We start from the raw sequence: 23,813 nt of genomic DNA, 5'->3' as shown, positions 1-23,813 counted from the left end.
CGCGTAGCGTCCCCCCCGACGGCACAGGAACCGTGCGGGGCCTTCGACATGGCGCTAAAGACCCTTGGTCGCCCGAAAGACCTTGAAAAGCGCGAGGCGATCCTCGACGCCGCACAATCCCTGTTTGCCGAACGCGGCATCGACGGCGTCGCGATCGAGGCCATCGCCGCGCGGTCGGGCGTGTCCAAGGTCACGGTCTATGGCCATTTCGGCGACAAGGCGACGATCTTCGAATCCATCGTCGAACGCGAGACGGAGCGTCTGAAACAGGCCCTCTGCTCTGCCCCCACGGGCGGCTGTGGGCTGGAAGAACTGCTCACCCGCTTCGGCCTCGCGCTCGTATCGATGCTGACGCAGCCCTGCCACCTCGCCCTCGACCGCGCCGTCAGCCTCGAGGCGCAGCGCAACCCCGATCTGGGCCGCCGTTTCTTCGAGGCGGGACCGGGTCAGGTGCGACGCCTGCTCTCCGACATCCTCCTCCGCGCGCAGGCCGAGGGGCTGGTCGCCTTCGACGACCCCGCCCGTGCGGCCGAGGATCTTCTCGCCCTGTGGCTGGGCTTCGATGCGATGGAACGGCGGTTCTGCGGCGGCTGCACCCCCGACGAGACGGCGCTGAAATCCCATGTCGGCCGGTCGGTAAAGCTTTTCCTGCGCGCCTACGCGCCGACCTGACGCGCGGGCCTCGGGTTCACCGCCTTGTTATAGGCGTGCCAATCGGTGATGTCCGGATAGAACCGCCGCCGCCACGCCTTGACGCGGTGGTTCATGATCCGCTTCCACAAGGGCGGGATCATCGCCGCGATGGTCATCAGCGGATAGCCATAGGGCAATTGCGGCGCTGCGTCCTCGTCATAGGTCTGCAGCAGCGGAAAGCGGCGGTCGGGTTTGTAATGGTGGTCCGAATGGCGCTGCAGGTTGATCAGCAGCCAGTTCGACGCCCGATAGGTGGCGTTCCACGAATGGTGCGGCATCACATGCTCGTACCGCCCCTCGCCCAGATGGCGGCGGGTCAGGCCGTAATGTTCGATGTAATTGACCAGCTCCAGCTGCCACACCGCCACCACCGCCTGCCACAGGAACAGCATCAGCCCGACCCAGCCCCCCAGCGCCAGCGCCAGACCCAGCATCCCCGCCTGTAACACCCAGTAGCGCCAATAGGGGTTCGTCCGGTGCCACCACGGCAACCCCCGACGCGCCAGCATCGCGGTCTCGGACCCCCATGCCGACCTGCGGCACTGGACCAGAACGCGGGGAAAGAACCGGTGGAACCCTTCGTTATACCGCGCCGTGACCGGATCGCCGGGGGTTCCGACCCACTGGTGATGGACCCGCAGGTGCTCCGACCGGAAATGGCTGTACAGCACGGTCGCCAGCAGCAGGTCCGCCAACCACCGCTCCACCGCCGATTTCTGGTGCATCAGCTCGTGGCTGTAGTTGATCCCGATGGTCCCGGCGACGACCCCCATCCCGAAGAACACGCCGAACTTTTCCGCCATCGACAGATGCCCGGCCCGCGGCACATACCACAGCAGCCAGACCAGCAGCGCCAGTTGCACCGGAAACCAGACCAGCGTGATCGCGCGATACCATCCCAGCGCGGCATCCGGCGTGGCGGGGTCGGGGTTCGCCTCTTCCTTGCCGGTCAGCCGGTCGAGCAGCGTGAACAACCACCATGTCGAGGCGGGCAGAAGGATGACACCCCATCCCCCCGTCACGGCCGAAAGGACCGCCATCGGAACAAGCGCCAGCGACATCCAGAACGGAAGCGCGCGCAGGGGGCTTTGCAGATCGAGCGTGGCAGATTGCATCAGGGACACCCGCTTTAACGGCACCGGTTCATCGTCACTGCTGCAAATGTAATGCCGCCCTTGCGGCAGCCTCAAGGCGATGCAAGGGCGGCGGCGGTCAAATCATGGGCCTTTCGCATCACCGTCGGTAGATCGGCGGGCCGGAAGGCATCGCGCGGCAGGAATTCACCGCGCCGCGGGCGGGCATCCATGCCCGCCTCGGCCACCATCAGCGTCAGGATCAGGTGGAAATGGGTGAAGGTATGGCGCACCTCGCCCGCCGGGCGCCACGGCAGGTCCAGTGGCGCATCGCCCCCCGCCCCGTCCCAGTCCGACCCGACAAAGCCCAGCATCCCGCCCAGCAACCCCCTCTCGGCCCGCCGTTCGACCAGCACCGCGCCATCTGCACGCCGCGCGATCCACAAAACACCCTGACGCACGGGCTTTGCCGCCTTTTCGGCCTTGCGCGGAAGGGTTGCCTGCACCCCCTCGGCCCGCGCGCGGCAGGGGTCGCGCCACGGGCAGATGCCGCAGGCCGGATTGCGCGGCGTGCAGATCGTGGCGCCAAGGTCCATCACCGCCTGCGCGTAATCGCCCGGCCGCGTGGCAGGCGTCAGGATCGCGGCAAGACGCGTCAGTTCCGGTTTGGACGCGGGCAGCGGGTCCGTCACCAGCCACAGGCGCGACATCACCCGTTCCACATTGCCGTCGACCACCGTCGCCGCCTCGTCATGGGCGATGGCCGCGATGGCGCTGGCGGTATAGGGCCCGATCCCCGGCAGGGTCAGCAAACCCTCGCGCGTGGCGGGAAACACCCCGCCATGATCGCGCACCACCGCCCGCGCACAGGCCAGGAGGTTTCGCGCGCGGGCGTAATAGCCCAGCCCAGCCCATTCCCCCATCACCGCCGCATCCTCGGCCGCGGCCAGATCGGCCACGGTGGGCCAGCGGTCGGTGAAGCGGCGGAAGTAGTCCCGCACCGCCGCGACGGTCGTCTGTTGCAGCATCACCTCGGACAGCCAGACCCGATAGGGATCGGGGCGGATACCGGCCTTGCGATCCCCGGGCGGAACGCGCCAAGGCATGGACCGCGCGTTGCGGTCGTACCAGTCCAGCAGGTCCGCCGCCAAAGCGCTCGCGTCGCTGTCACGCATTCTTTATGCCCTTCCTGCCGGTGTCATTTGCACCGCGCCGCCCCACCGCTAGAATAGCGGGCGAACCCGGAAGGACCAGATGACCCGCGCACCGCTTCCCCCGCCAGACCCGAACCGCCGGATGCGCGGCTTCGAACCGGCGTCCGGCTTCGTGCGCGATCCGGTCCGCCATGCCGGCGAATCCCGCGGTTTCGCCGTGATGCGCCTGCTCACCCACTGGCCCGAGGTGGTGGGGGCCGAGCTTGCCGCCATGACCCGCCCCGTCAAGATCGGCTACAAGCGCGACGGTTTCGGCGCGGTGCTGACCCTGCTGGTGGCCCCCGCCCACGCACCCATGGTGCAGATGCAATTGCCGCGGATCGTTGAAAAGGTGAACGCCGTCTACGGCTATGCCGCCATCTCGCGCATCGCATTGACCCAGACCGCCGCGACGGGGTTCTCGGAAGGGCAGGCCGAGTTCATCCCCGCGCCGAAGGCCACCCCCGCCCCTCCGCCCGAAGTGGTGGCCGAGGCGCGCGATACCGCCGCCCCCATCGGCGACCCCGACCTTCGGGCCGCCCTTGAAGCGCTGGCCCAAAACATCTTAACTCGCCGCAGAACACAAAAAGGCTGATGACCATGCTGAAAACACTCGCCGCCGCCGCCACCATCGCCCTTGCGGGGTTGCTGCCCGTGGCCGCCACGGCGCAGGACACCGCCACCGAAGCGCCGGTCGAGATCACCGATTTCTCGGTCGGTCCGGCCGATGCCAAGGTGCAGATCACCGAATACGCCTCGTTCACCTGCCCGCATTGCGCGAATTTCCATGCCACCGTCTGGCCGCAGCTCAAGGCTGACTACATCGACACCGGCAAGGTGCGCTTCACCTATCGCGAGGTCTATTTCGACCGCTACGGCCTGTGGGCCGCGATGATCGCCCGCTGCGGCGGCGAGATGCGGTATTTCGGGATCGTCGACATGCTGTTCGAAAAGCAGCAGGACTGGGCGGCGTCGGATGATCCGAACGTGGTCGTGGGCAACCTGCGCCAGATCGGCAAGGTGGCGGGGATGGACGATGCCACGATGGACGCCTGCATGAAGGACGGTGCCAAGGCCGAGGCGATGGTCGCGCAGTTCGAGGCGAACATGGAAGCCGACGGGATCGAGGGCACGCCCAGCTTCATCATCAATGGCGAGAAGCATTCCAACATGTCCTACGAGGATATGAAGGCGATCATCGACGCCGAACTGGCGGAATAAGATGCCCGCACCGCTGCAAGGTATCCGCGTCATCGAACTGGCGCGCATTCTGGCCGGTCCATGGGCCGGCCAGACGCTCGCCGATCTGGGCGCCGATGTCATCAAGGTCGAAGCGCCCGAGGGCGACGATACCCGCCAGTGGGGGCCCCCCTTCGTAGAACGCGAGGGCGACAGGTCGGCCGCCTATTTCCACGCGACGAACCGTGGCAAGCGGTCCATCACCTGCGATTTCCGCACGGCGGAAGGGCAAGAGGTGGTGCGCCGTCTGGTGGCGGATGCCGATGTGGTGATCGAGAATTTCAAGGTGGGCGGTCTGGCCAAATACGGGCTGGACTGGCCGTCCCTGCAGAAGGTGAACCCGCGGCTGGTCTACTGTTCCATCACCGGTTTCGGCCAGACCGGCCCCTATGCCCATCGCGCGGGCTATGATTTCATCATCCAGGGCATGGCCGGACTGATGAGCGTGACGGGCGAACCGGACGGCCAGCCGCAGAAGGTGGGCGTGGCGGTCACCGATGTTTTTACCGGCGTCTATGCGGCCACCGCGATCCTTGCCGCGCTGGTGCAGCGCGGGGTGACGGGGCGGGGGCAGCAGATCGACATGGCGCTGATGGATGTCGCCACGGCGATCATGGCGAACCAGAACATGAATTTCCTGACCACCGGCCAGGCACCGCGGAAGATGGGCAACGCCCATCCGAACCTTGCACCCTATGCGGTTTTCGACTGTGCCGACGGCTGGATCATCCTTGCCACCGGCAATGACGGGCAATACCGCAAGCTTTGCGGGATTCTGGGGCTGGAGGCGATGGCCACCGCGCCGGACTACCTGACCAACGCCGACCGCGTGAAGAACCGCGAGGCGATGACGCAGGCCATCACGGCGGCGACTGTCACGTGGAAAAAGGCCGATCTCCTGAAGGCTTGCGAGGATCAGGGCGTTCCGGCGGGGCCGATCAACGATCTGGCCGAGGTCTTTGCCGATCCGCAGGTCATCGCGCGCGGGATGCAGCTGGATCTTGGAGGGATACCGGGGGTGCGGTCGCCCTTCACCTTCTCGGACGCGGAGCTGTCGCTGGACCGTCCCGCGCCGAAGCTGGGCGAGCATCAGGACGAGGTTCTCGGGAATGGTTAACGAAAGTTAACGATTGGCTAACACCCGATCCGCGCCAGTGCCGCGTCCAGCGGGGCGGGATCGTCGATCCGCAGGCGGACGGGCAGGGTCAGCACCTTCTGGCGGAAGGTGGAGGGCAGGCGGACGGCGTCCTTTTCCGTCGTGACAAGCTGCGCGCCGATGGTGCGCGCCTCGATTTCCAGCCGCGCCATCAGGGCGTCGGTCAGGGGCTGGTGGTCGTCCAGCGCGACGGTGCGGATCAGGACCGCGCCTTCGGCCTGCAGCGTGGCGAAGAACTTTTCCGGATGCCCGATGCCCGCAAAGGCGATCACGCGCAGCCCCTGCCAATCCATGCCCATCTGCAGGGGGCGCAACTCTCCGCTCAGGTGGGGCAGGGTGATGTGGCGCGACCATTGCGCGGCAAAGGCAGCCTGCGCGGCGGCGGGGCCGATGGACAGCAGTAGATCGGCCCGCGACAGTCCGGCGGGGACGGGTTCGCGCAGGGGACCGGCGGGCAGGCAGCGGCCATTGCCGAACCCGCGCGCCGCATCCACCACGACCAGCGACAGGTCCTTGACCACGGACGGGTTCTGGTGGCCGTCATCCATCACCACGGCCTGCGCCCCCGCCGCCGCCGCCGCGGCCACGCCCGCGGCGCGGTCCTTGGCCACCCAGACCGGCGCGAAGGCGGACAGGAGCAGGGGTTCATCCCCCACATCCGCCGCCCTGTGTCGCCGTTCATCCACCCTCACCGGACCCTCCAGCCTGCCGCCATGCCCGCGCGAGACGACATGCGCCGCGATCCCGCGCGCCGACAGCCGTTCCAGAAGGGCGATCACCGTGGGCGTCTTGCCCGTGCCGCCCGCGTTCAGGTTGCCGACGCAGATCACGGGTATTCCCGCGCGAAGGCCAGTATCGCGCAGACGCCGCGCCGTTGCGGCGGCATAAAGCGCAGCGAGCGGCGACAGCAGCCGCGCTGCAAGGGCGGGGCGGTCGGGCGGGGTGAACCAGAAGGCGGGAGGGCGCATCAGGCATCCCCGTCCATGATGCGGCGGATCAGGTCCATCACGCGCTCTGTCACCTCGGCCCCGTCAGAGGCCACGGCCCATGCCGCCTGCGCCAGACGGGCGGCACGGTCGGGCGAAAGCAGGTCGCCCAGCGCCTCGGCCAGATCGGTGGCCGAGCCTACGGCGCGGGCGGCGCGGGCGGCGCCAAGGCGGCCGAAGGTGGTGCCGAAGGGGCCGGGGCGGGGGCCGTAAAGGATGGCCGATCCCAGCGCGGCAGGTTCCAGCGGATCGCGCAGACAGCCCTGCGCGGCAAGGCTGCCGCCCATGAAGGTGATCGGGGCCAGCCGATACCACAGGCCGAATTCGTTGGCGGAATCAGCGATATAGACCTCGGTCTCGGGGTCGGGTTCCTGTTCTTCGGACCGCTGGGCGACGGTCCAGCCCTCGTCCTTTTCCATCCTTGCGGCCAGAGCGGGGGCGCGGTCGGGGTCTTGCGGGACGACGATCAGCAAGAGCCTGTGCGCCAGTCGCAGGGCGGCGCGGTGGGCGGAGATGACGGCGGCTTCCTCGGCCTCGGGCAGGGCGGCGGCCAGCCAGACGGGGCGGGTGGCGAATTGCCGCGCCAGCGCCTCGCGTTCGGCCTCGAGGTGCGGAAGGGCGGCGCTTTCCTCTTCCAGCTTGCCGGTGACGGTGACGGATTCGGGGGCGGCGCCGGATTTGCGGAAGGCCCGCGCGGCAGGTTCGTCAAGGGCGAGGATGCTGTGGAAACCCGCCAGCAGGCCGCGCATCAGGCCGGGATACCAGCCGTCCCTTTCGCGCAGGAAACAGGGGTTTCGCGCGCCCACCATCACGAGCGGCAGCCTGCGTTCCATCGCGTCGTGCAACAGGGCGGGGCGCAGTTCGCCTTCGGCAAACACCGCGATCTCGGGGCGCCAGTGGTCGAGGAAAGCGCGCGCCTCGGCCGGGGTGTCGGGGGGTGGGGGTTGCAGCAGGATGCCGTCACGGGGGGGCAGATGGTCGGGACAGGTGAGAAGGACGGGAAGGCCGTCCTCCTCGGCCAGACGGCGGGCCAGTTCCAGCATCGACCGCGCCGCATCCGCGCCGGGCGCGTGCAGCCAGACCAGCCGTCCGGCGGGGCGGGGCGGGCGGTCCGCAACCCCGCCGGCATCGCGCCGGTTGGACAGGTTGTAAAGCGTAAGGCCGAGGGAATAGGCCATTCAGACCAACGGCTTACGAGCCAAGCTCTTCGGTCGAGGAAGAGGGCTGCGCCTCATCCCGCAGGCGGTGGATATGGGCGATGAAATAGCGCATGTGGGCATTGTCGACGGTGCGCTGGGCCTCGGCCTTCCAGGCGGCGAAGGCAGAGGCGTAGTCGGGAAACATTCCGACGATGTGGATCTGGGAAATGTCCCGAAACACGTTCTTTTCGGGTGTCACAAGTTCGCCGCCGAAGACGAGATGCAGGCGTTGGGTCATGTTTTTCCGCTCCGGGAGGTGAGAGTCGTGGAAAGCGCGCGCAGGGTAGCGAGGCAGGGCGCGGGGTCAAGACGGGGTGTACCGGCGGCTGTGCCGACGGTTGTGCAGACAGCTGTACATACGCAGCGCACGCCGGCGGCACGGCTTTTGCAACGGGTAGGGCGTCCGAAACCCGTCCTGCGAATACTGCCATGTTCCGTCTGCTTGTCCTGTCCGTTCCCCTTGCCATCGCGCCCCTTGCCGCCGTGCAGGCGGTGGAGCGGTTGCTGACCGAAAGCCTGCTGCCCGAAATCGCGACCACGATGCAAGGTGCCGCGCGGGGCGAGGTTCCGGCGCGTCCACAGGTGCGGAGCGTGCCGCGGATCGGGGTGGAAGGGGCGCTTGATCCGGCCAGTGTCATCGCCGATCCGGAGCTTGCGCTGAAGCTGCGGTTCTGAGGCGGGTATACAAGGCGCCCGTTTTGCCCTATGCCCGCCGCTACGGCCCGAGGATTCCGGGGCAGGCGGCGGTTTGGGAGGCCGGTCCTGCGAAGGGGAATGAGGTGCCGACGTATGGTACTTCACGGGCGCATGTGCCGCCCCTTCAGGATATGACATGACAGATATGACGATTGCCGCGCCTCTGGCTGCGGCCCTTTCGGCCAAGGGTTACGATTCCCTTACGGCCGTGCAGACGGCCATGCTGGCCGATGGCGTGGCGGGGCGTGACCTGCTGGTGTCGGCGCAGACCGGATCGGGCAAGACGGTGGCCTTCGGCCTTGCCATCGCGGGCGATGTGCTGGGCGGGCAGGACCGCTTGCTGTTCGCGGACAAGCCGCTGGCACTGATCGTGGCGCCGACGCGGGAATTGGCGTTGCAGGTGCGGCGCGAGTTCGAATGGCTGTATGCCGAGGCGGGGGCGATGCTGGCCTCTTGCGTGGGGGGGATGGATTACCGCAACGAACGGCGCGCGCTGGAACGCGGGGCGCATGTCGTCGTCGGCACGCCGGGCCGTCTGCGCGACCATATCGAGCGGGGATCGCTGGACCTGTCGGGCGTGAAGGCCGTGGTTCTGGACGAGGCGGACGAGATGCTGGATCTGGGCTTTGCCGAGGATCTGGAATTCATCCTTGCCGCCGCGGCGGAAGAGCGGCGGACGCTGATGTTCTCGGCCACCGTGCCGAAGGAGATCGAGAAGCTGGCCGCCACCTTCCAGCGCGATGCGCTGCGGATTGCCGCGCAGGGCGAGGCGAAGCAGCATGTGGATATCGAATACCGCGCGCTGTCGGTGCAGGCGCGGGACAAGGAACACGCGATCTTCAACGTGCTGCGGTATTACGAGGCGCAGACGGCCATCGTGTTCTGCAAGACGCGGGCGAATGTGAACCACCTCTTCGCGCGGATGCAGAACCGCGGGTTCCAGGCGGTGGCGCTGTCGGGCGAGTTGAGCCAGTCGGAGCGGATGCATGCGTTGCAGGCGCTGCGTGATGGGCGTGCGCGGGTCTGTATCGCAACAGATGTCGCCGCGCGGGGGATCGACCTGCCGGGGCTGGAGCTTGTCGTCCATGCGGACCTGCCGTCGAATTCGGAAACCATGCTGCACCGGTCGGGCCGGACGGGCCGCGCGGGGCGCAAGGGTGTGTCGGCGCTGATCGTGCCGCCGGCGGAGTTCCGCAAGGCGCAGCGGTTGCTGGCAGGTGCCAAGGTCGTGGCCGAATGGGGCAAGGCCCCCGGCGCCGACGAGGTGCAGGAGCGCGAGGATGCGCGGCTGATGGAGCATCCGATGCTGGCCGAGGCCGTGGGCGACGAGGGCGAGACCGCCGCCGCTCTGGTCGCGCGCTATGGGGCCGAGCAGGTGGCTGCGGCCTTCATCCGGCTGTGGCGCGACGGTCGGTCAGCGCCCGAGGTGCTGTCGGATTCGCTGCCGCCGCCTGCCGCATTGCCACCGCGCGAGCGGGGGGAGTTCGGGCCGTCGGTCTGGTACCGGCTGTCGGTCGGGCATACGGGGCGGGCCGAGGCGCGGTGGTTGCTGCCCAAGATCTGCGAGACGGGCAGCATCGCCAAGGACGGCATCGGCGCGATCCGCGTGCAGCAGGACCATACGCTGGTGCAGATTGCCGAGGCCGTGGCGGGCCGGTTCGGCGCGATGGTGGAGATCGAACCCGGCCTGATGATGGAGCGGATCGAGGGCGAGCCGTCGATGGAACGCCCCGAGCGGCCCCAGCGCGCCGAACGGCCCGAGCGGCGCGTGACGCCCAAGCCCGTGCGCGAAGAGCGGGGGGATCGTCCCAGCTATTCCGGCAAGCCGCCGCGGATCGTCGAGGATGAGGGTGGGGCGGACGCCGCCCCTGCCGCCGTGCGGGCAGCTGCGCCGAAGGCCGAATGGCATCCGGACGGGGAAAAGAAGCCCTATGCGAAAAAGCCCTACACGCCCCGTGAGGACGGCGAGCGCAAGCCCTATGAGAAGAAGCCCTACGCCGCGCGCGAGGACGGGGACCGCAAGCCCTATGTGAAGAAGCCCTATGCGGGGCGGGACGAGGGCGAGAAGAAGCCCTACGAGAAAAAGCCCTATGCGCCGCGCGACGGCGGGGATCGCAAGCCCTATGACAAGAAGCCCTATGCCGCGCGTGAGGACGGGGAGCGCAAGCCCTATGCCCCGCGTGGCGAGGGCGAGAAGCGCCCCTATGCGCCGCGCGACGATGCCGAGCGCAAGCCGCGCTGGAAGGCCGAAGGCGGCGCGCCGCGCTCGGCCGGATACAAGAGCCATGGTGGCAGCGCGGACCGTCCGGCCCGCTCGGCCGGGTTCAAGAGCCACGGGGACGGGGCAGAGCGTCCGGCAGGCCGCGCGACGGGGTTCAAGTCCCATGCGGCCGAGGGTGGCAAGGGCGACTGGGCCCCGAGAAAGCCGCGCGCCGAGGGCGACCGTCTGAAGGGTGACTGGAAACCCAAGGCGGACGGGGCCGAGGGCAAGCGTACCTACAAGCCGCGCGCCGAAGGGGCAGAGGGCAAGCCCTTCCGCGCCAAGCCCGGCGGGGCCAAGCCTGCGCCGCGCCCTGCCAAGCCCAAGGCGGATGCGCGGGACACGTCCAAGCGGTTCGTTCCGCCGAAGAAGAAGTGAAGATCGGGGCCGTCCTTCGGGGCGGCCTTTTTCTTATGTGACCGCGCCGGGGGTTTCACCCCCGGACCCCAAGGGTATTTGGGCCGGGATGAAGGGGCGGGTCAGGCTTGCAGGCGGGAGAGGAGTGCGGCGTGCAGGGCGGGGGCGGCGGCGATCAGGCCGTTGCTGCGCGGGTCGGGGTTGTTGAAGGTCAGGGGGGCGCCGTGGCGATTGGTGACGGTCGCGCCCGCGCGGGTGGCGATGAGCGCGCCTGCCGCGATGTCCCATTCCCAGCCCTGCCGGAAGGAGAGCATCCCGTCGAAGCGCCCCTGCGCCACCAGCGCAAGGCGGTAGGCGACCGAGGCGCGGAAGGCGCGTTTCAGGTCCGGCACGCCGCCGGGCCAATGTTCCGGCTTCATGTTGGCGGCGGGGGTGAGGAGGGTTGCGCCCTCGATCCCCGCGATGGTGCTGGCGTGGATCGGGGCGCCGTTCAGGGTGGCGGGGCCGTCATGGGTGGCGGCAAAGAGGCGGTCGAGGGCAGGGAGGTAGACGACTCCTGCCGTCACCTGTCCGTTGCGGGCGATGGCTATGGCGTGGCTGAAGCTGTCCTCGCCCGCGATGAAGGCGCGGGTGCCGTCGATGGGGTCGAGGATGAATTGCGCCTCGGTTTGCAGGCGGGCGGGGTCGTCGGGGGTTTCCTCGGACAGCCAGCCATAGGCGGGGCGGGCAGAGCGGAGGGTGGCGTGGAGGGCGTCGTTGACGGCGTGGTCAGCCTCGGTCACGGGGCTTTCGTCTTCCTTGTCCCATGTCTTGGGGTTGCGCTTCCAGAAGCGGAGCGCGATCTGCCCCGCCTGACGCGCGGCGCGGATCAGGAGGGCGAGGTCGGACTCAGGCTCCGGCAAGGGTGAGGCCGTCGATCAGGCAGGAGGGGACGCGGGTGGAGAGATGCGCGCGGGCGTCGTTGGCGGGGATGAGCCGCAGGAGCATGTCGCGCAGGTTGCCCGCGATGGTGCATTCGTTGACGGGGTGGGTGACGGTGCCGTTTTCCACCCAGAACCCCGCCGCGCCGCGCGAGTAGTCACCCGTGGTGGGGTTGATGGTGGAGCCGATCATGGAGGTCACCAGAAGCCCCGTGCCCATGTCGCGGATCAGGTCGTCGCGCGAGCGTGTCCCCGGCGTCAGGTCGATGTTGGAGGTGGAGGGTGACGGCGGGTGCGACGTGCCGCGCGCGGCGTTGGCGGTGCTGGTCATCCCCAGTTTCCGCGCGGTGGCGAGGTCCAGAACCCAGCCCGTGAGGATGCCGTCCTGCACGATGGCGCGGCGCTGCGTCGGCAGCCCCTCGCCGTCGAAGGGGCGGGAGGAGGAGATGCGGGGGCGGTGGGGGTCTTCGATCACCGATAGGCCCGCGGGCAGGACCTGTTGGCCCAGAGCGTCGCGCAGCCATGAGGAGCCGCGGGCGATGGAGGTGCCGTTGATCGCCGACAAGAGATGCCCGATCAGCGAGGAGGCGATGCGTTCGTCGAAGAGGACGGGGTAGTTGCCGGTGACGGGTTTGGTCGCCCCGGCGCGGGACAGGGCGCGGTCGGCGGCGAGGGTGCCGATGCCGTCTGCGGCGGGAAGGTCGGATTGGTAGGTGCGGGATTCGCCGGCCCAGTCCCGCTCCATCCCCGTGCCCTGACCGGTGAAGGCCACGGCCGAGAGCGAGCGGGAGGTGCGGGCATATCCCCCCGCGAAGCCGTTGGAGGCGGCAAGGTGCATGGCGCGGGCGGAGTAGCCGGCCGATGCCTCGACCTGCGTGATGCCCTTGCGGGACAGGGCGGCGGCTTCGACGGCGCGGCAATCCTGTTCCAGCGCGGCGGCATCGGGTTCGGGGGCGGGATCGCACAGGTCGAAGGCGGCAAGGTCCCAGCCGCGGGCCAGTTGGGACGGGTCGGCAAGACCGGCGGTCGGGTCTTCGGGTGCCTCGCGCGCCATGGCGACGGCGCGTTCGGCCAGCGCGGTGATGGTGCGGTCCGAGATGTCGGAGGCCGAGACGCAGGCCTGACGCCCGCCGATCAGGACGCGCAGACCGATATCGGTGCCCTCGGCGCGTTCGGCCTGTTCGAGCTTGCCCTGACGGACGTCGATGGTGGTCGAGGTGCCGTGCACGGCCAGCGCATCCGCAGCCTCGGCCCCCGCGCGTTTGGCGGCGTCGAGCAGGCGGGCGGTGAGGTCGGAGAGCGATGCGGTCATGGCTTGTCCTTTGGCGGATGCCGATCCGAGGTAGTCCGTGGCGGGGGACAGTGCAAGCGGCGCGCATGGAAAGGCCCCCGCAACGGGTGCGGGGGCCGGTCCTGCGGTGGCAGGGTTACTGGAGTTGCTGGCCGTTGGCGAAGAAGCCGCCGTCCTTGAATTCCAGCGTGGAGGAAAGTTCGTCCTCGCCGGTCGCATTGGCGAACATGGACAGCATCATGCGGAAGCCCATCACCTGATCTTCCGGCAGAAGGCCCATCGCCACCAGCTTGTCCATCAGGGTGTTGCCGCCGACCAGCTTCAGGTCGATCTTGCCGGTGGGGGCGGGCATGCCGCCATAGGTGACCAGATCGGTATTGTCGAACGTCAGCGCGCCGTTGCCGGTCAGTTCGGCCCCCGCGATCTTGGCCCGCAGTTCGGTGATGTCGAGGGAGTGCAGCTCTCCGGGCGGGGTGTCGCCCATCGATTCCATCGCGGCGGGGTCCATGATGTTGGCCGTCAGCTTGGCCGTGCCCTTGGTGTCGATCACCAGCGTGGCAGGATCGCGGGGCAACTGGTTCGTCGGGTCGATCATGCCCCAGATCTCGTCCGAGACGGAGAGGTCGACGAGGCGGGTCAGGAAGGCGAAATCGGCGGGTTCTTCGGTCGGGCCGACGGGCATCAGGAAGTTGAAGGCCGCCTCGCTGTAATTCACCTTGAGTTCGGGGAAGGGAATGTCCGGTGCCGAGATCGTCATGGCGACGCCGGTCGAGGCCCCGCCATAGGACAGTTTGGTCGCGTCGAAGGCGAAGGTCATGCTGTTCGAGGCGGCCTCGCCCACGGCCTTGGTCACGCCGGTGGCTTCGGTCACCTCCATGTCGAAGGTCGAGGCGCCTGCGGTGAAGGAGCCTTCGGAGGCGAGTCCAGCCTGAAGCGCCGCGGCGAGGTCGGCCATGGCTGCCGTGCCGAGGAAGGCCCCGTTCGACGTGCCCGAGATGTCGGCCATGGAAAGGTTCAGCTTGACGGCCGACGGGCCCGCCGCGGTTTCGCCTTCGGCGGGGGTCGGGTCGGGGTCGGTGCCGTTGACCGTCATGGTCAGGCTGTCGGCGGCGAAGGTGGAGCTGAGGTTCGATCTGTCGCCCTCGGCTGCGGCGAGGATGTATTTGCCGACGACATTGGCCAGCGCCACCTGGGCGGTCAGGTCGATCGCCTCGGCCTCGACCCCTTCGATGCTGGTCAGGGCGATGGTGGGGTTGGGCGAGGAGAATTCATAGGCGGTTTCCGCCTCGTCCCCGCTGGCGATGATGGTGGTGTCGGGCTGGCTGACCTCGATCGTGATGGAGGTGGGGCCGCTGTCGTCACCTTCGGGCGGGTCGATGGTCAGTTCGATGGGGTAGGAATCGGACATGGTTACGGCGACCGTGCCGTCGCCCTGATCGGTGAAGCGGATCTCGTCGATGGAGCCGTTGCCGGTGACGCCCTCTTGCGCGATGGCGATGTTCATGCCGGTGACGACCAGCGCGTCGCCGTCGCGTTCGACGGATTCGGTGGTGATGGTCTGGCCCATGCCGGTGGCATAGGCCTGCCAGTTTTCCCAGACCTGTTCGGGGGTTACGTCGGCGAAGGCCGGCGCGGCAAGGGTAAGGGCAAGTGCGGTGCTGCCTGCCAGCCTGCGGTTGATCATAATGAACCTCGTTCAGGGGTGTAAAAAATGTCGGGTCGGAGCATCCTCCCCTGCCGGAGCAGGGTCAAGGGTTTCCATTGCCGCGCCCGAATGCGTTATGACGGTGGCGGAATTGTGAAGGAGCAGGGCGATGCAGGGCAAGGTGGTCGTGATCACGGGGGCAAGCCGGGGGATCGGCGCGGCGGCGGCGCGGGCCTTTGCGGCGGCGGGGGCGCGGGTGGCGCTGCTTGCGCGGACGGTGGCCGAGGTGGAGCGGATCGCTGCAGAGATCGGGCCGGAGGCGATGGCGGTGGGCTGCGATGTGGCTGATTTCGCGGCGGTTTCCGATGCGGTCGCGGCCGTGGTGGCACGGTTCGGGCGGGTGGATGTTCTGGTGAACAATGCGGGGGTGGTGGAGCCCATCGCGCGGCTGGCCGAGGCGGATGCGGCGGCATGGGGGCGGGCGCAGGACATCAACCTGAAGGGCGTCTTTCACGGGATGCGGGCGGTGATCCCCGTGATGCGGGCGCAGGGGGGCGGGACGATCATCACCGTCTCCAGCGGCGCGGCGGTGCGCGCGCTGGAAGGGTGGAGCGCCTATTGCGCGTCGAAGGCGGGGGCATTGATGCTGACCCAGGCGGCGCATCTGGAGGAAAACGCCAATGGGATCAGGGTTTTGGGCCTGTCGCCCGGGACGGTGGCGACCGAGATGCAGGTGAAGATCAAGGCATCGGGGATCAATCCGGTCAGCCAGTTGGCGTGGGAGGACCACATCCCGCCCAAATGGCCGGCGCAGGCGCTGGTCTGGATGTGCGGGCCGGCGGCGGACGGGTGGCTGGGGCGGGATGTGTCGCTGCGGGATGAGGCGGTCCGGCACGCCGTGGGGTTGGTCGCATGATCGCGGCAGAGGATCGCGGCGGGGCGCGGGTGCTGGTTCTGGACCGTGCCGACAAGGCCAATGCCTTGACGCGGGCGATGCTGGCGGAGCTGGACGCGCAGGTGGCGCGGGCGGCGGCAGAGGGCGTGGCGGTGCTGGTAATTACCGGAAAGGGCAAGGTTTTTTCTGCCGGTGCCGATCTGGAGGGGATGGCGCAGGGGCTGGGTCAGGCGCCGGAATGGGAGGTGCTGTCGGGCCGGATCGCGGGTTTTGCGGGGCTGACCATCGCGGCGCTGAACGGGACGCTGGCGGGGGGGGCCTTCGGGATGGCGCTGGCCTGTGATTGCCGCGTGGCGGTGCCGGGGGCGGAGTTCTTCTATCCGGTGATGAAGCGGGGCTATCTGCCGCAACCGTCTGATCCGAAACGCCTTTCGGCACTGGTCGGGCCGTCGCGGGCCAAGCAGATCATCCTTGCGGGGCGGCGGATCGGGGCGGAAGAGGCGCGGGATTGGGGTCTGGTGGACCTGATCGCGGAGGATGCGGTGGAGGGCGCGCTGGCGCTGGCCGCCGATGCGCTGGGCGCGGAGCCGGTGCATGTGCGGCGGATGAAGGCGATGTTCTGAGGCGTGACGCGACCTGTGCCGCAGGGTGTACCGCAAACTGTGCATACGCAGCGCACGGTGGCAACGGGGTGCCCCCCACCCTCTCCCTCCCCACGAGGGGGAGGGAAGCGCGGTCGGCCGAGGGCTGCGCGGGTGGTCGGGACGGGGTCAGCGGGATTTCTTCGGCACGCGGGACAGGAATTCGGGCGGGCGTTTCGCGATCCATGCGAGGAAGCGTTCCATCCGCGGGTCGGCGCGGATGGCGTCTGGCGTGTTGAAGTGGCGGGCGAGTTCGCCTTCGGTAAAGCGGGCGTGGATTTCCTTGTGGCAGATGTGATGGACCAGAACGGTCGGCCCCCCCTTGCCCCCTTTCAGTTTCGGGATCAGGTGGTGCAGGCTTTGCGGGACGCCTTCGGGGATCGGGCGCAGGCAGATGGGGCAGAGCGGGTCCATGGGCGGATGATGGCGTGACGGGCGGGGATGGCAAGGTGGATGCGCTGGTGATCGGGGCCGGTCCTGCGGGGCTGATGGCGGCGGAAGAGCTGGCCGCGGCGGGGCGGCGGGTGGTCGTCTGCGAGGCGAAGCCGTCGGCGGGGCGCAAGTTCCTGATGGCGGGGAAGTCGGGGCTGAACGTCACCAAGGACGAGGGGGAGGCGGAGTTTCTGGCGGCCTATGGCGACGGGTGGCTGGCGCCCATGCTGCGCGACTTCGGGCCGGAGGCGGTAAAGGACTGGTGCCGCGCGCTGGGGCAGGAGGTGTTCACCGGATCGTCGGGGCGGGTGTTTCCGGTGGCGATGAAGGGGTCGCCCCTGCTGCGGGCATGGCTGGGGCGGCTGGGCAGGGCGGGGGTGGAACTGCGGCTGCGCTGGCGCTGGACGGGGTTCGAAGGCGCGGCGGGGTGGCGGTTCGACACGCCCGGCGGGACGGAGGTGCTGCGCCCTGCGGTCGTGGTGCTGGCGCTGGGCGGGGCGAGCTGGCCGCGGCTGGGGTCGGATGCGGCCTGGGTGCCCTGGCTGCGGGAGCGGGGGGTGGAGGTGGCGCCGTTCCGGCCTGCGAATATGGGGTTTGCGGTGGACTGGTCGGCGCATATGGCGCGGTTCTTCGGGCAGCCGGTGAAGGGGGCGGCCCTGATCGCGGGCGCGCGGCGCGAGCGGGGGGAATTCGTGATCTCGGCCCGCGGGATCGAGGGGGGCGGGGTTTACGCGGTGTCGGCTGCCGTGCGGGACGGGGCGGGGCTGTCGGTCGATTTCCTGCCGGATCTGGCAGGGGCCGAGGTCGCGTCGCGACTAGAGCGGATGCGGGCGGGCGAGACGCTGGCGAACCGGCTGCGCAAGCTGGGTCTTGCGCCGGTGGCGGTGGCGCTGGTGATGGAATTCGGGCGGGGGATGGACCCTGCGGCGGCGGTGAAGGGGCTGCCCCTGCGGCTGGCGGGGCCGCGACCGTTGGAGGAGGCGATTTCCAGCGCGGGCGGCATCACGCGCGCGGCGCTGACCGAAGGGCTGGAGCTGCGGGCGATGCCGGGGGTCTTTGCCTGTGGCGAGATGCTGGACTGGGAGGCGCCAACGGGCGGCTATCTGCTGACGGGATGCTGGGCGACGGGGCGCCGTGCGGGGCGGGCGGCGGCGAAACACTAGACCGCGTCCCTGCCGCATCCCCGGGAGGCGCTTCGCCCTCCCGGACCCTCCCGAGGATATTTGGGGACGGAAAATGGAGAGCGGCTTTCTCATTTTCCGTCCCCAAATATCCACAGGGGGTGAATTGGCCGGAACGGCCAAGAGGGGGCGCGTGCGCCCCCTGATGCGGCAGGATCAGCCGTGTTTCACCATCACGTGGCGGACGACGGTGTAATCTTCCAGCGCGTAGGCGGACATGTCCTTGCCGTAGCCGGATTGTTTCAGGCCGCCATGGGGCATTTCGTTGGTCAGCATGAAGTGGGTGTTGATCCATGTGCAGCCATAGCGAAGCCGCGCCGCCGTCGCCATGGCGCGGCCCACGTCGCGCGTCCAGACCGAGGAGGCGAGGCCGTAGTCGCTGTCATTGGCCCAGTTCACCGCCGTATCCACGTCGGAGAAGGGGGTGATGGAGACGACGGGGCCGAAGACTTCGCGGCGGACGATCTCATCTTCCTGTTTCGCGCCGGCGATGACGGTGGGGCGGTAGTAGAAGCCCTGATCCATCACCTCGCCGCCGGTGGTGATTTCGATGTGGTTCACCTCGCGCGCGCGGTTGACGAAGGAGGCGACGCGGTCGCGTTGGCGCAGCGAGATGAGGGGGCCGATTTCGTTGGTGGAGTCGTCCTCGTTCCCCAAGGCGATGGTGGAGACGGCGGAGGTGAGGTCGGCGACCAGACGGTCATAGACCTTTTTGCCGGCATAGATGCGGCAGGCGGCGGTGCAGTCCTGCCCTGCGTTGTAATAGCCGAAGGCGCGCAGGCCATCGACGACTTCGCCCACGTCGGCGTCGTCGAAGACGATGACGGGGGCCTTGCCGCCGAGTTCGAGATGGGTGCGTTTGACCGTCTTGGCGGCGGCATCCAGCATCTTCTTGCCCGTGGCGACGTCGCCGGTCAGCGAGATCATGTCCACATGGGGGTGGTTGATGAGGTAGTTCCCCACGGTCTGGCCGCGGCCCGCGACGATGTTCACCACGCCTTCGGGCAGTTCCTCGGCAAGGATGCGCGCCATTTTCAGGGCGGTGAGCGGTGTCTGTTCCGACGGTTTGAACACCACGGTGTTGCCGCCACCGATGGCGGGGCCGAGTTTCCATGCCATCATCATCAGCGGATAGTTCCACGGCGCGATGGAGGCGACGACGCCGATCGCGTCGCGGCGGATCATGGAGGTGTGGCCCGCGAGGTATTCGCCCGCCACCGCGCCATGCTGGCAGCGGACGGCGCCCGCGAAGAAGCGGTAGCAGTCGACGATGGCGGGGATTTCATCGTTGCGGGCCGCGTTGATGGGTTTGCCGCAGTTCAGCGCCTCGAGCGCGGCGAAGCTGTCGGCCTCGGCCTCTACCCTGTCCGCGATGCGCAGGAGGGCGGCGGCGCGGTCGGCGGGGGTGGTGCGGGACCATGTCTCGAACGCGCGGCGGGCGGCGGCGACGGCGCGGTCGACCTGGGCGGTCGATGCCTCGGGCACTTCGAGGATCAGGGCGCCGGTGCGGGGGTTGAGGATCTGTTCGCGCGCCTCTTGCCCCGCTTCGAAGCTGGAGCCGATGAGGAGCTGGGTGTCGATGGTCATGAGTGTGCTGTCCATTTGGACCTCCCTTTCATTTGCCCGCACCGGCGGTCTCGGACCCGCCGCGGGTGAGGTAGTAGGCGATGAGGATGGGGACGAAGGTTGCTGTGAAGACGACGATGGCGACGACGTTGGTGACGGGACGCTGGCGCGGGCGGACGAGTTCCTGCAGCATCCAGATGGGCAGGGTGCTTTGCTGGCCCGCGGTGAAGGTGGTGACGATGACTTCGTCGAAGGAGAGGGCGAAGGCGAGCATGCCGCCAGCTAGCAGCGCGGTGCCGAGGTTGGGCAAGAGGACGTAGCGGAAGGTCTGGAAGGCGTTGGCGCCGAGGTCGGCGGAGGCCTCGAGTATGCCGCCCGACAGGCGGCGGAAGCGGGCGACGGCGTTGTTGTAGACGATCACGATGCAGAAGGTCGCGTGGCCGAGGATGATGGTCCATGTCGAGAAGGGTATGTCCATGATCGAGAAGGCCGAGCGCAGGGACATGCCGGTGATGACGCCGGGTAGGGCGATGGGCAGGATGATGAGGAGGCTGATCTGTTCGCGCCCGAAAAACGACGTGCGCGCCATGGCGGCAGAGACGAGCGTGCCGAGGATCATGGCGAGGAAGGTGGCGATGGTCGCCACCCAGAGCGAGAGGTAGAGGGGGGGCCAGATGTCGGGGCGGTTCCATGCCACGCCGAACCATTGGGTGGTCAGGCCGGGGGGCGGGAACTGGTAGGATTTGTCCTCGGTCGTGAAGGCGTAGAGGAAGATCAGGAGGATGGGGAGGTGCAGGAAGAGGAGGCCGCCGATCGCAGCGATGCGAAGGCCGAGGGAGGCGCGGTCAGAGTGCATCGAAGGCCCCCTTCCGTTTCGCGATGGTCAGGTAGACCAGCATGATGACGATGGGCACCACGGCGAAGGCGGCGGCCAGCGGGATGTTTCCGGCGGTACCTTGCAACTGATACACCGCCAGCCCGATGAAGCGGGCCGAGGTGCCGACGATCTGGGGGATGATGTAGTCGCCCATGGTCAGCGAGAAGGTGAAGATGGAGCCTGCGATGACGCCCGGCATGGCGAGCGGCAGGATCACCGTGCGGAAGGTCTGCGCGCGCGAGGCGCCGAGGTCGGCGGAAGCTTCGAGCATCGAGGTGGGGACGCGTTCCAGCGACGCCTGCATGGGCAGGATCATGTAGGGCAGCCAGACATAGACGAAGACGATGAAGGTGCCCAAGGGGCTGGTGGAGAGGCTGTTTCCGCCGATGCCGGGGATGGCGAGGATGGCGTTCAGGATCATGGACAGGCCCACGCCTTCGGCGGCCCATGTGATGATGCCTTCCTTGGCGAGGATCAGTTTCCACGCATAGACCTTGACCAGATAGGACGACCAGAGCGGCAGCATGACGCCGAGGTAGAAGACGGCCTTCCATTTGCCGCGGGCGAAGCGGGCGGCGTAATAGGCGATGGGAAAGGCGATGAGCGCGCAGCCGAGGGTGACGGCGGCGGACATCAGCAGCGTGCGCAGGATGATGTCGAGGTTCTGGGCGCGGAAGAGTTCGGCATAGGTTTTCAGCGTGAACTCTTCCTTCACCATGCCGGAGAATTCGTCGATCGAGTAGAAGGATTGCAGCAGGAGCGCGGCGAGCGAGCCGAGATAGACCACGCCCAGCCAGAGGAGCGGCGGGGTGAGGAGGACGGCCAGAAGCAGGCGCGGGTGACGCCAGAAGAGCGCGGTGAGGCGGTCGGCAAGGCCGCGTTCGGGGAGGATGGCGGGGGTGGTCATGCGGTAGCCCCCATGGCGAGCCGGACGGTGTCTGGCCGCGCGGCCGTTGACGCGCGGCTTTGGCGGAACGGTGCGGCTTGTCCCGCCCGTGCGCCCCCGCACGGGCCGCCCCCGCCCCCCGGGCGGCGGGGGCGACAAGCGCCCCCACCGGGGCGGAGGCGTCCCGTGCCCCGAGCGTCAGGCAGGGTGAGAACCCCTTGCGGCCTCAAAGCCTCAGCCGCAAACGGACCGGCGAAAAGGTCCACCGGACCTTTTCGCGTCGGTCCTCTGGATCCTGCGGCGATCATCCCTCGCCCTCCATCACGTGCAGGGCGGCGGGGTCGAAGGCCAGACCGACGGTCGCGCCCTGTTCGGGGACGGGTTGGCCTGCGGGAAGCTGGGCTGCGACCTCGGTCCCGTTCAGCGCGACCGTCACGCGCGAGCCCGCGCCAAGGTAGCGCAGGCCGGTGACGGTGCCCGAGAGCGCCACGCCGTCGGGCGCGGTCAGGCGCAGCATTTCGGGGCGGAGGGAGGACCATTTGGCGGGGCCACCGAAGGCGCGCGTCACTTCCGGCGGCAGGACGTTGGAGGAGCCGACGAAATCGGCCACGAAACGGGTGCGGGGGCGGCTGTAGACTTCGGCCGGCGTGCCGATCTGGGCGATCCTGCCTTCGTTGAAGACGGCAAGGCTGTCGGCCATCGACAGTGCCTCGCCCTGATCATGCGTCACGAAGACGAAGGTGATGCCGAGGCGGGCTTGCAGGGTCTTCAATTCGTCCTGCATCGCCTCGCGCAGTTTGAGGTCCAGCGCGCCGAGCGGTTCGTCGAGGAGCAGCACCTTGGGTTCGTTCACAAGCGCACGGGCCAGCGCCACGCGCTGACGCTGGCCGCCCGAAAGCTGGGCGGGTTTGCGGTCGCCGTAGCCGTCGAGTTTCACGAGCGACAGCATCTCTTCGGCGCGGGCCTCGCGGGTGCGGCGGTCGACACCCTTGACCATCAGGCCGTAGCCCACGTTGTCGCGGACGTTCATGTGGGGGAAGAGGGCGTAATCCTGAAAGACCGTGTTCACGTTGCGGCGGTTGGGGGGGATGTCGCTGACATCCTGACCGAAGATGCGGATCGTGCCGCCAGTGGGTTTTTCAAAGCCGGAGATGAGGCGCAGGCAGGTCGTCTTGCCGGAACCGGAGGGGCCGAGCATGGCGAAGAAGGAGCCTTCGGCGATGGTCAGGTCGACGCCGTCGACTGCCTTGACCGGCGCGGAGGCGGGACCGAAATGGCGCGAGACGCGCTGGAACTCGACGGCTGCGGTCATGGGAATGGGTCCGGTCAGGCAAAGGGGCAGGACGGGTGCGCGCGGGGCGCGCACCCTGTGGGTTGCGGTGAGGCTGACTTAGCGGCCGCCGATGACGCCGATGTAGTCCGACACCCAGCGGTAATAGGGCACGCAGGTATCCTCGCCCTGCGAGCAGTCGGCGACCGGGGTGGTCCAGAAGCGGATCTTGTCGAAGTCGTCCAGACCGTTCGCCGTGCAGCCCTCGGCCGTCTGCATCCCGCGCCCGTCGGTGCAGGCGGCGGGGACGGAGGGGTTCGCGCCGAACCAGACCGAGAGGTCAGATTGCAGGTTCGAGGCGAGCTGGTGTTCGAACCACATATAGGCGCAGTTCGGGTGTTCGCTGTCGACATGCAGCATGGTGGTGTCGGCCCAGCCGGTCGCACCTTCCTGCGGGATGGTGGAGGCGACGGGGGCGCCGCCGGCCTTGAGCAGGTTGACCTGGAAGGGCCAAGAGCCCGAGGCGACCACGCCTTCGTTCTTGAAGTCGTCGATCTGGATGAAGGCGTCGTGCCAGTAGCGGCTGACCAGTTCGCGCTGCCCGCGCAGGAGGTCGAGCGCGGCCTTGTACTGATCCTCGTTCAACTCGTAGGGCGAGGTGATGCCGAGTTCCGGCTTGTGGAACATCAGATATTGCGCGGCGTCTGCGACGTGGATCGGGCCGTCATAGGCCTGCACGCGGCCCTTGTTCGACTGGCCGTCGGAGAGCGTCATCTCTTCGAACACGACGTTCCACGAGGTCGGCGGTTCCTTGAACACTTCGGTGTTGTACATCAGGACGTTGGGGCCCCACATGTAGGGCACGCCGTAATGCTTGCCGTCGACGGTGTGCCAGGGCGCGTCCTGAAGGCGGGGGTCGATGGTGGACCACGACGGGATGAGGTCCTTGTTGATCTCCTGCACGCGGCCGCCTGCGATGAGGCGGAGCGAGGCGTCGCCCGAGGCGGTGACGAGGTCGAAGCCGCCTTCGTTCATCAGGGCAACCATCTCGTCCGAGGTGTTGGCGGTCTTGACGCTGACCTTGCAGCCCGACGCCTCTTCGAACTTTGTCACCCAGTCGAAGGCGGGGTCGGTTTCGCCGCGTTCGATGTAGCCCGCCCATGCGACGATGGAGAGCGCGCCTTCGCCGGCGCCGACTTCGGTCATCTGGGCGGCGGCGGGGCCGAGGCCGGTGATGAGGGCAAGGGCGGAGGTGGCGGCAATCTTAACGGAACGGTTCGTCATGCTGAAATTCTCCCTGTGAGGGCGCGTGATGGCGCAGGCTGCCGGTTTTCCGGTCATGGTCGACTACGGTAGG

The 23,813-nt window shown here is 68.3% G+C and carries 23 protein-coding genes; 9 read left to right on the top strand and 14 right to left on the bottom strand.

The annotated features are described in order from the left end of the window. The first annotated feature begins 48 nt into the window (after positions 1 to 48). Positions 49 to 672, top strand: coding sequence for a TetR/AcrR family transcriptional regulator (locus GU927_RS08025; protein ID WP_161761842.1), 624 nt, complete (start codon positions 49 to 51; stop codon positions 670 to 672). Here GU927_RS08025 and GU927_RS08020 read toward each other — a convergent pair. Both GU927_RS08020 and GU927_RS08015 read right to left on the bottom strand, forming a co-directional pair. Next, positions 657 to 1,808 carry an alkane 1-monooxygenase gene (locus GU927_RS08020; protein ID WP_161761841.1) on the bottom strand — a complete coding sequence of 384 codons (1,152 nt, stop codon included), beginning with the start codon at positions 1,806 to 1,808 and terminating at the stop codon, positions 657 to 659. The two genes, GU927_RS08025 and GU927_RS08020, sit on opposite strands and share 16 nt — an antisense overlap. A 71-nt stretch (positions 1,809 to 1,879) precedes the next feature. Then, positions 1,880 to 2,941 (bottom strand): A/G-specific adenine glycosylase, encoded by a 1,062-nt coding sequence (locus GU927_RS08015; RefSeq protein ID WP_161761840.1) that lies wholly within the window; start codon positions 2,939 to 2,941, stop codon positions 1,880 to 1,882. Positions 2,942 to 3,020: 79 nt separating this feature from the next. On the opposite strand from GU927_RS08015, the gene GU927_RS08010 reads away from it, so the two are divergent. From GU927_RS08010 to GU927_RS08000, 3 genes are read left to right on the top strand one after another with little or no spacing between them, the layout of a single operon-like run. Next, the gene (locus tag GU927_RS08010; RefSeq protein ID WP_161761839.1) at positions 3,021 to 3,554 is read left to right on the top strand and encodes a DUF721 domain-containing protein; all 534 of its coding nucleotides are present in this window, start codon (positions 3,021 to 3,023) and stop codon (positions 3,552 to 3,554) included. After that, positions 3,554 to 4,180, top strand: a complete 627-nt coding sequence (locus tag GU927_RS08005; RefSeq protein ID WP_161761838.1) for a DsbA family protein — start codon at positions 3,554 to 3,556, stop codon at positions 4,178 to 4,180. Before GU927_RS08010 ends, GU927_RS08005 begins: the two co-directional genes overlap by 1 nt. 1 nt (position 4,181) lies before the next feature. Further along, positions 4,182 to 5,315, top strand: a complete 1,134-nt coding sequence (locus GU927_RS08000; protein ID WP_161761837.1) for a CaiB/BaiF CoA transferase family protein — start codon at positions 4,182 to 4,184, stop codon at positions 5,313 to 5,315. 17 nt (positions 5,316 to 5,332) lie between these two features. Here the strand turns inward: GU927_RS08000 and lpxK are convergent, their stop codons facing one another. The 3 genes from lpxK to GU927_RS07985 are packed head-to-tail and all read right to left on the bottom strand — an operon-like array spanning position 5,333 to position 7,777. Continuing rightward, positions 5,333 to 6,322 (bottom strand): tetraacyldisaccharide 4'-kinase, encoded by a 990-nt coding sequence (gene lpxK, locus GU927_RS07995; protein ID WP_161761836.1) that lies wholly within the window; start codon positions 6,320 to 6,322, stop codon positions 5,333 to 5,335. Next, positions 6,322 to 7,518, bottom strand: a complete 1,197-nt coding sequence (locus GU927_RS07990; RefSeq protein WP_161761835.1) for a 3-deoxy-D-manno-octulosonic acid transferase — start codon at positions 7,516 to 7,518, stop codon at positions 6,322 to 6,324. Before GU927_RS07990 ends, lpxK begins: the two co-directional genes overlap by 1 nt. Positions 7,519 to 7,531: 13 nt before the next feature. Next, a complete protein-coding gene (locus tag GU927_RS07985; protein ID WP_161761834.1) occupies positions 7,532 to 7,777 on the bottom strand; it encodes a DUF4170 domain-containing protein in 246 nt (81 codons plus the stop codon). 191 nt (positions 7,778 to 7,968) lie between these two features. On the opposite strand from GU927_RS07985, the gene GU927_RS07980 reads away from it, so the two are divergent. Together GU927_RS07980 and GU927_RS07975 are read left to right on the top strand one after the other, a co-directional pair. Further along, on the top strand, positions 7,969 to 8,214 hold the full coding sequence (locus tag GU927_RS07980) for a hypothetical protein (RefSeq protein WP_161761833.1): 246 nt from the start codon (positions 7,969 to 7,971) through the stop codon (positions 8,212 to 8,214). 157 nt (positions 8,215 to 8,371) lie between these two features. After that, on the top strand, positions 8,372 to 10,873 hold the full coding sequence (locus GU927_RS07975) for a DEAD/DEAH box helicase (protein WP_161761832.1): 2,502 nt from the start codon (positions 8,372 to 8,374) through the stop codon (positions 10,871 to 10,873). Positions 10,874 to 10,974: 101 nt separating this feature from the next. Here GU927_RS07975 and GU927_RS07970 read toward each other — a convergent pair whose 3' ends face one another. The 3 genes from GU927_RS07970 to GU927_RS07960 all read right to left on the bottom strand — a co-directional run bounded on the left by GU927_RS07970 (position 10,975) and on the right by GU927_RS07960 (position 14,747). Next, positions 10,975 to 11,754 (bottom strand): 3'(2'),5'-bisphosphate nucleotidase CysQ, encoded by a 780-nt coding sequence (locus tag GU927_RS07970; protein ID WP_161761831.1) that lies wholly within the window; start codon positions 11,752 to 11,754, stop codon positions 10,975 to 10,977. Beyond that, complete coding sequence (locus tag GU927_RS07965) at positions 11,741 to 13,084, bottom strand: TldD/PmbA family protein (protein WP_161761830.1); 1,344 nt, start codon at positions 13,082 to 13,084, stop codon at positions 11,741 to 11,743. Before GU927_RS07965 ends, GU927_RS07970 begins: the two co-directional genes overlap by 14 nt. A gap of 115 nt (positions 13,085 to 13,199) precedes the next feature. Continuing rightward, positions 13,200 to 14,747, bottom strand: a complete 1,548-nt coding sequence (locus GU927_RS07960) for a DUF2125 domain-containing protein (RefSeq protein ID WP_161761829.1) — start codon at positions 14,745 to 14,747, stop codon at positions 13,200 to 13,202. 130 nt (positions 14,748 to 14,877) lie between these two features. On the opposite strand from GU927_RS07960, the gene GU927_RS07955 reads away from it, so the two are divergent. Continuing rightward, a complete protein-coding gene (locus GU927_RS07955; RefSeq protein WP_161761828.1) occupies positions 14,878 to 15,624 on the top strand; it encodes an SDR family oxidoreductase in 747 nt (248 codons plus the stop codon). Continuing rightward, positions 15,621 to 16,226 carry an enoyl-CoA hydratase/isomerase family protein gene (locus tag GU927_RS07950; protein ID WP_161761827.1) on the top strand — a complete coding sequence of 202 codons (606 nt, stop codon included), beginning with the start codon at positions 15,621 to 15,623 and terminating at the stop codon, positions 16,224 to 16,226. The genes GU927_RS07955 and GU927_RS07950 overlap by 4 nt, the downstream gene beginning before the upstream one ends. Positions 16,227 to 16,373: 147 nt before the next feature. Here the strand turns inward: GU927_RS07950 and GU927_RS07945 are convergent, their stop codons facing one another. Then, on the bottom strand, positions 16,374 to 16,658 hold the full coding sequence (locus tag GU927_RS07945; RefSeq protein WP_161761826.1) for an HNH endonuclease: 285 nt from the start codon (positions 16,656 to 16,658) through the stop codon (positions 16,374 to 16,376). Positions 16,659 to 16,693: 35 nt separating this feature from the next. Between GU927_RS07945 and GU927_RS07940 the strand changes: the two genes are divergently transcribed. After that, a complete protein-coding gene (locus tag GU927_RS07940; RefSeq protein WP_161762152.1) occupies positions 16,694 to 17,839 on the top strand; it encodes a TIGR03862 family flavoprotein in 1,146 nt (381 codons plus the stop codon). Positions 17,840 to 18,013: 174 nt separating this feature from the next. Here GU927_RS07940 and GU927_RS07935 read toward each other — a convergent pair whose 3' ends face one another. The 5 genes from GU927_RS07935 to GU927_RS07915 form a co-directional block, all read right to left on the bottom strand. Continuing rightward, complete coding sequence (locus tag GU927_RS07935; protein WP_161762151.1) at positions 18,014 to 19,438, bottom strand: gamma-aminobutyraldehyde dehydrogenase; 1,425 nt, start codon at positions 19,436 to 19,438, stop codon at positions 18,014 to 18,016. Positions 19,439 to 19,472: 34 nt separating this feature from the next. Beyond that, on the bottom strand, positions 19,473 to 20,279 hold the full coding sequence (locus GU927_RS07930) for an ABC transporter permease (RefSeq protein WP_161761825.1): 807 nt from the start codon (positions 20,277 to 20,279) through the stop codon (positions 19,473 to 19,475). Continuing rightward, a complete protein-coding gene (locus GU927_RS07925) occupies positions 20,269 to 21,207 on the bottom strand; it encodes an ABC transporter permease (RefSeq protein WP_161761824.1) in 939 nt (312 codons plus the stop codon). Before GU927_RS07925 ends, GU927_RS07930 begins: the two co-directional genes overlap by 11 nt. Before the next feature lie 283 nt (positions 21,208 to 21,490). Further along, entirely contained in the window at positions 21,491 to 22,498 is a 1,008-nt protein-coding gene (locus tag GU927_RS07920) for an ABC transporter ATP-binding protein (RefSeq protein ID WP_161761823.1), read from the bottom strand. Between the two features lie 78 nt (positions 22,499 to 22,576). Then, a complete protein-coding gene (locus GU927_RS07915; protein WP_161761822.1) occupies positions 22,577 to 23,740 on the bottom strand; it encodes an ABC transporter substrate-binding protein in 1,164 nt (387 codons plus the stop codon). Positions 23,741 to 23,813 lie beyond the last annotated feature (73 nt).

Source organism: Paragemmobacter amnigenus (assembly GCF_009908265.2).
Classification (GTDB): Bacteria; Pseudomonadota; Alphaproteobacteria; order Rhodobacterales; family Rhodobacteraceae; genus Paragemmobacter; species Paragemmobacter amnigenus.
Note: the sequence above shows the minus strand (reverse complement) of the source record. Positions and strands in the feature narration are given on the sequence as shown.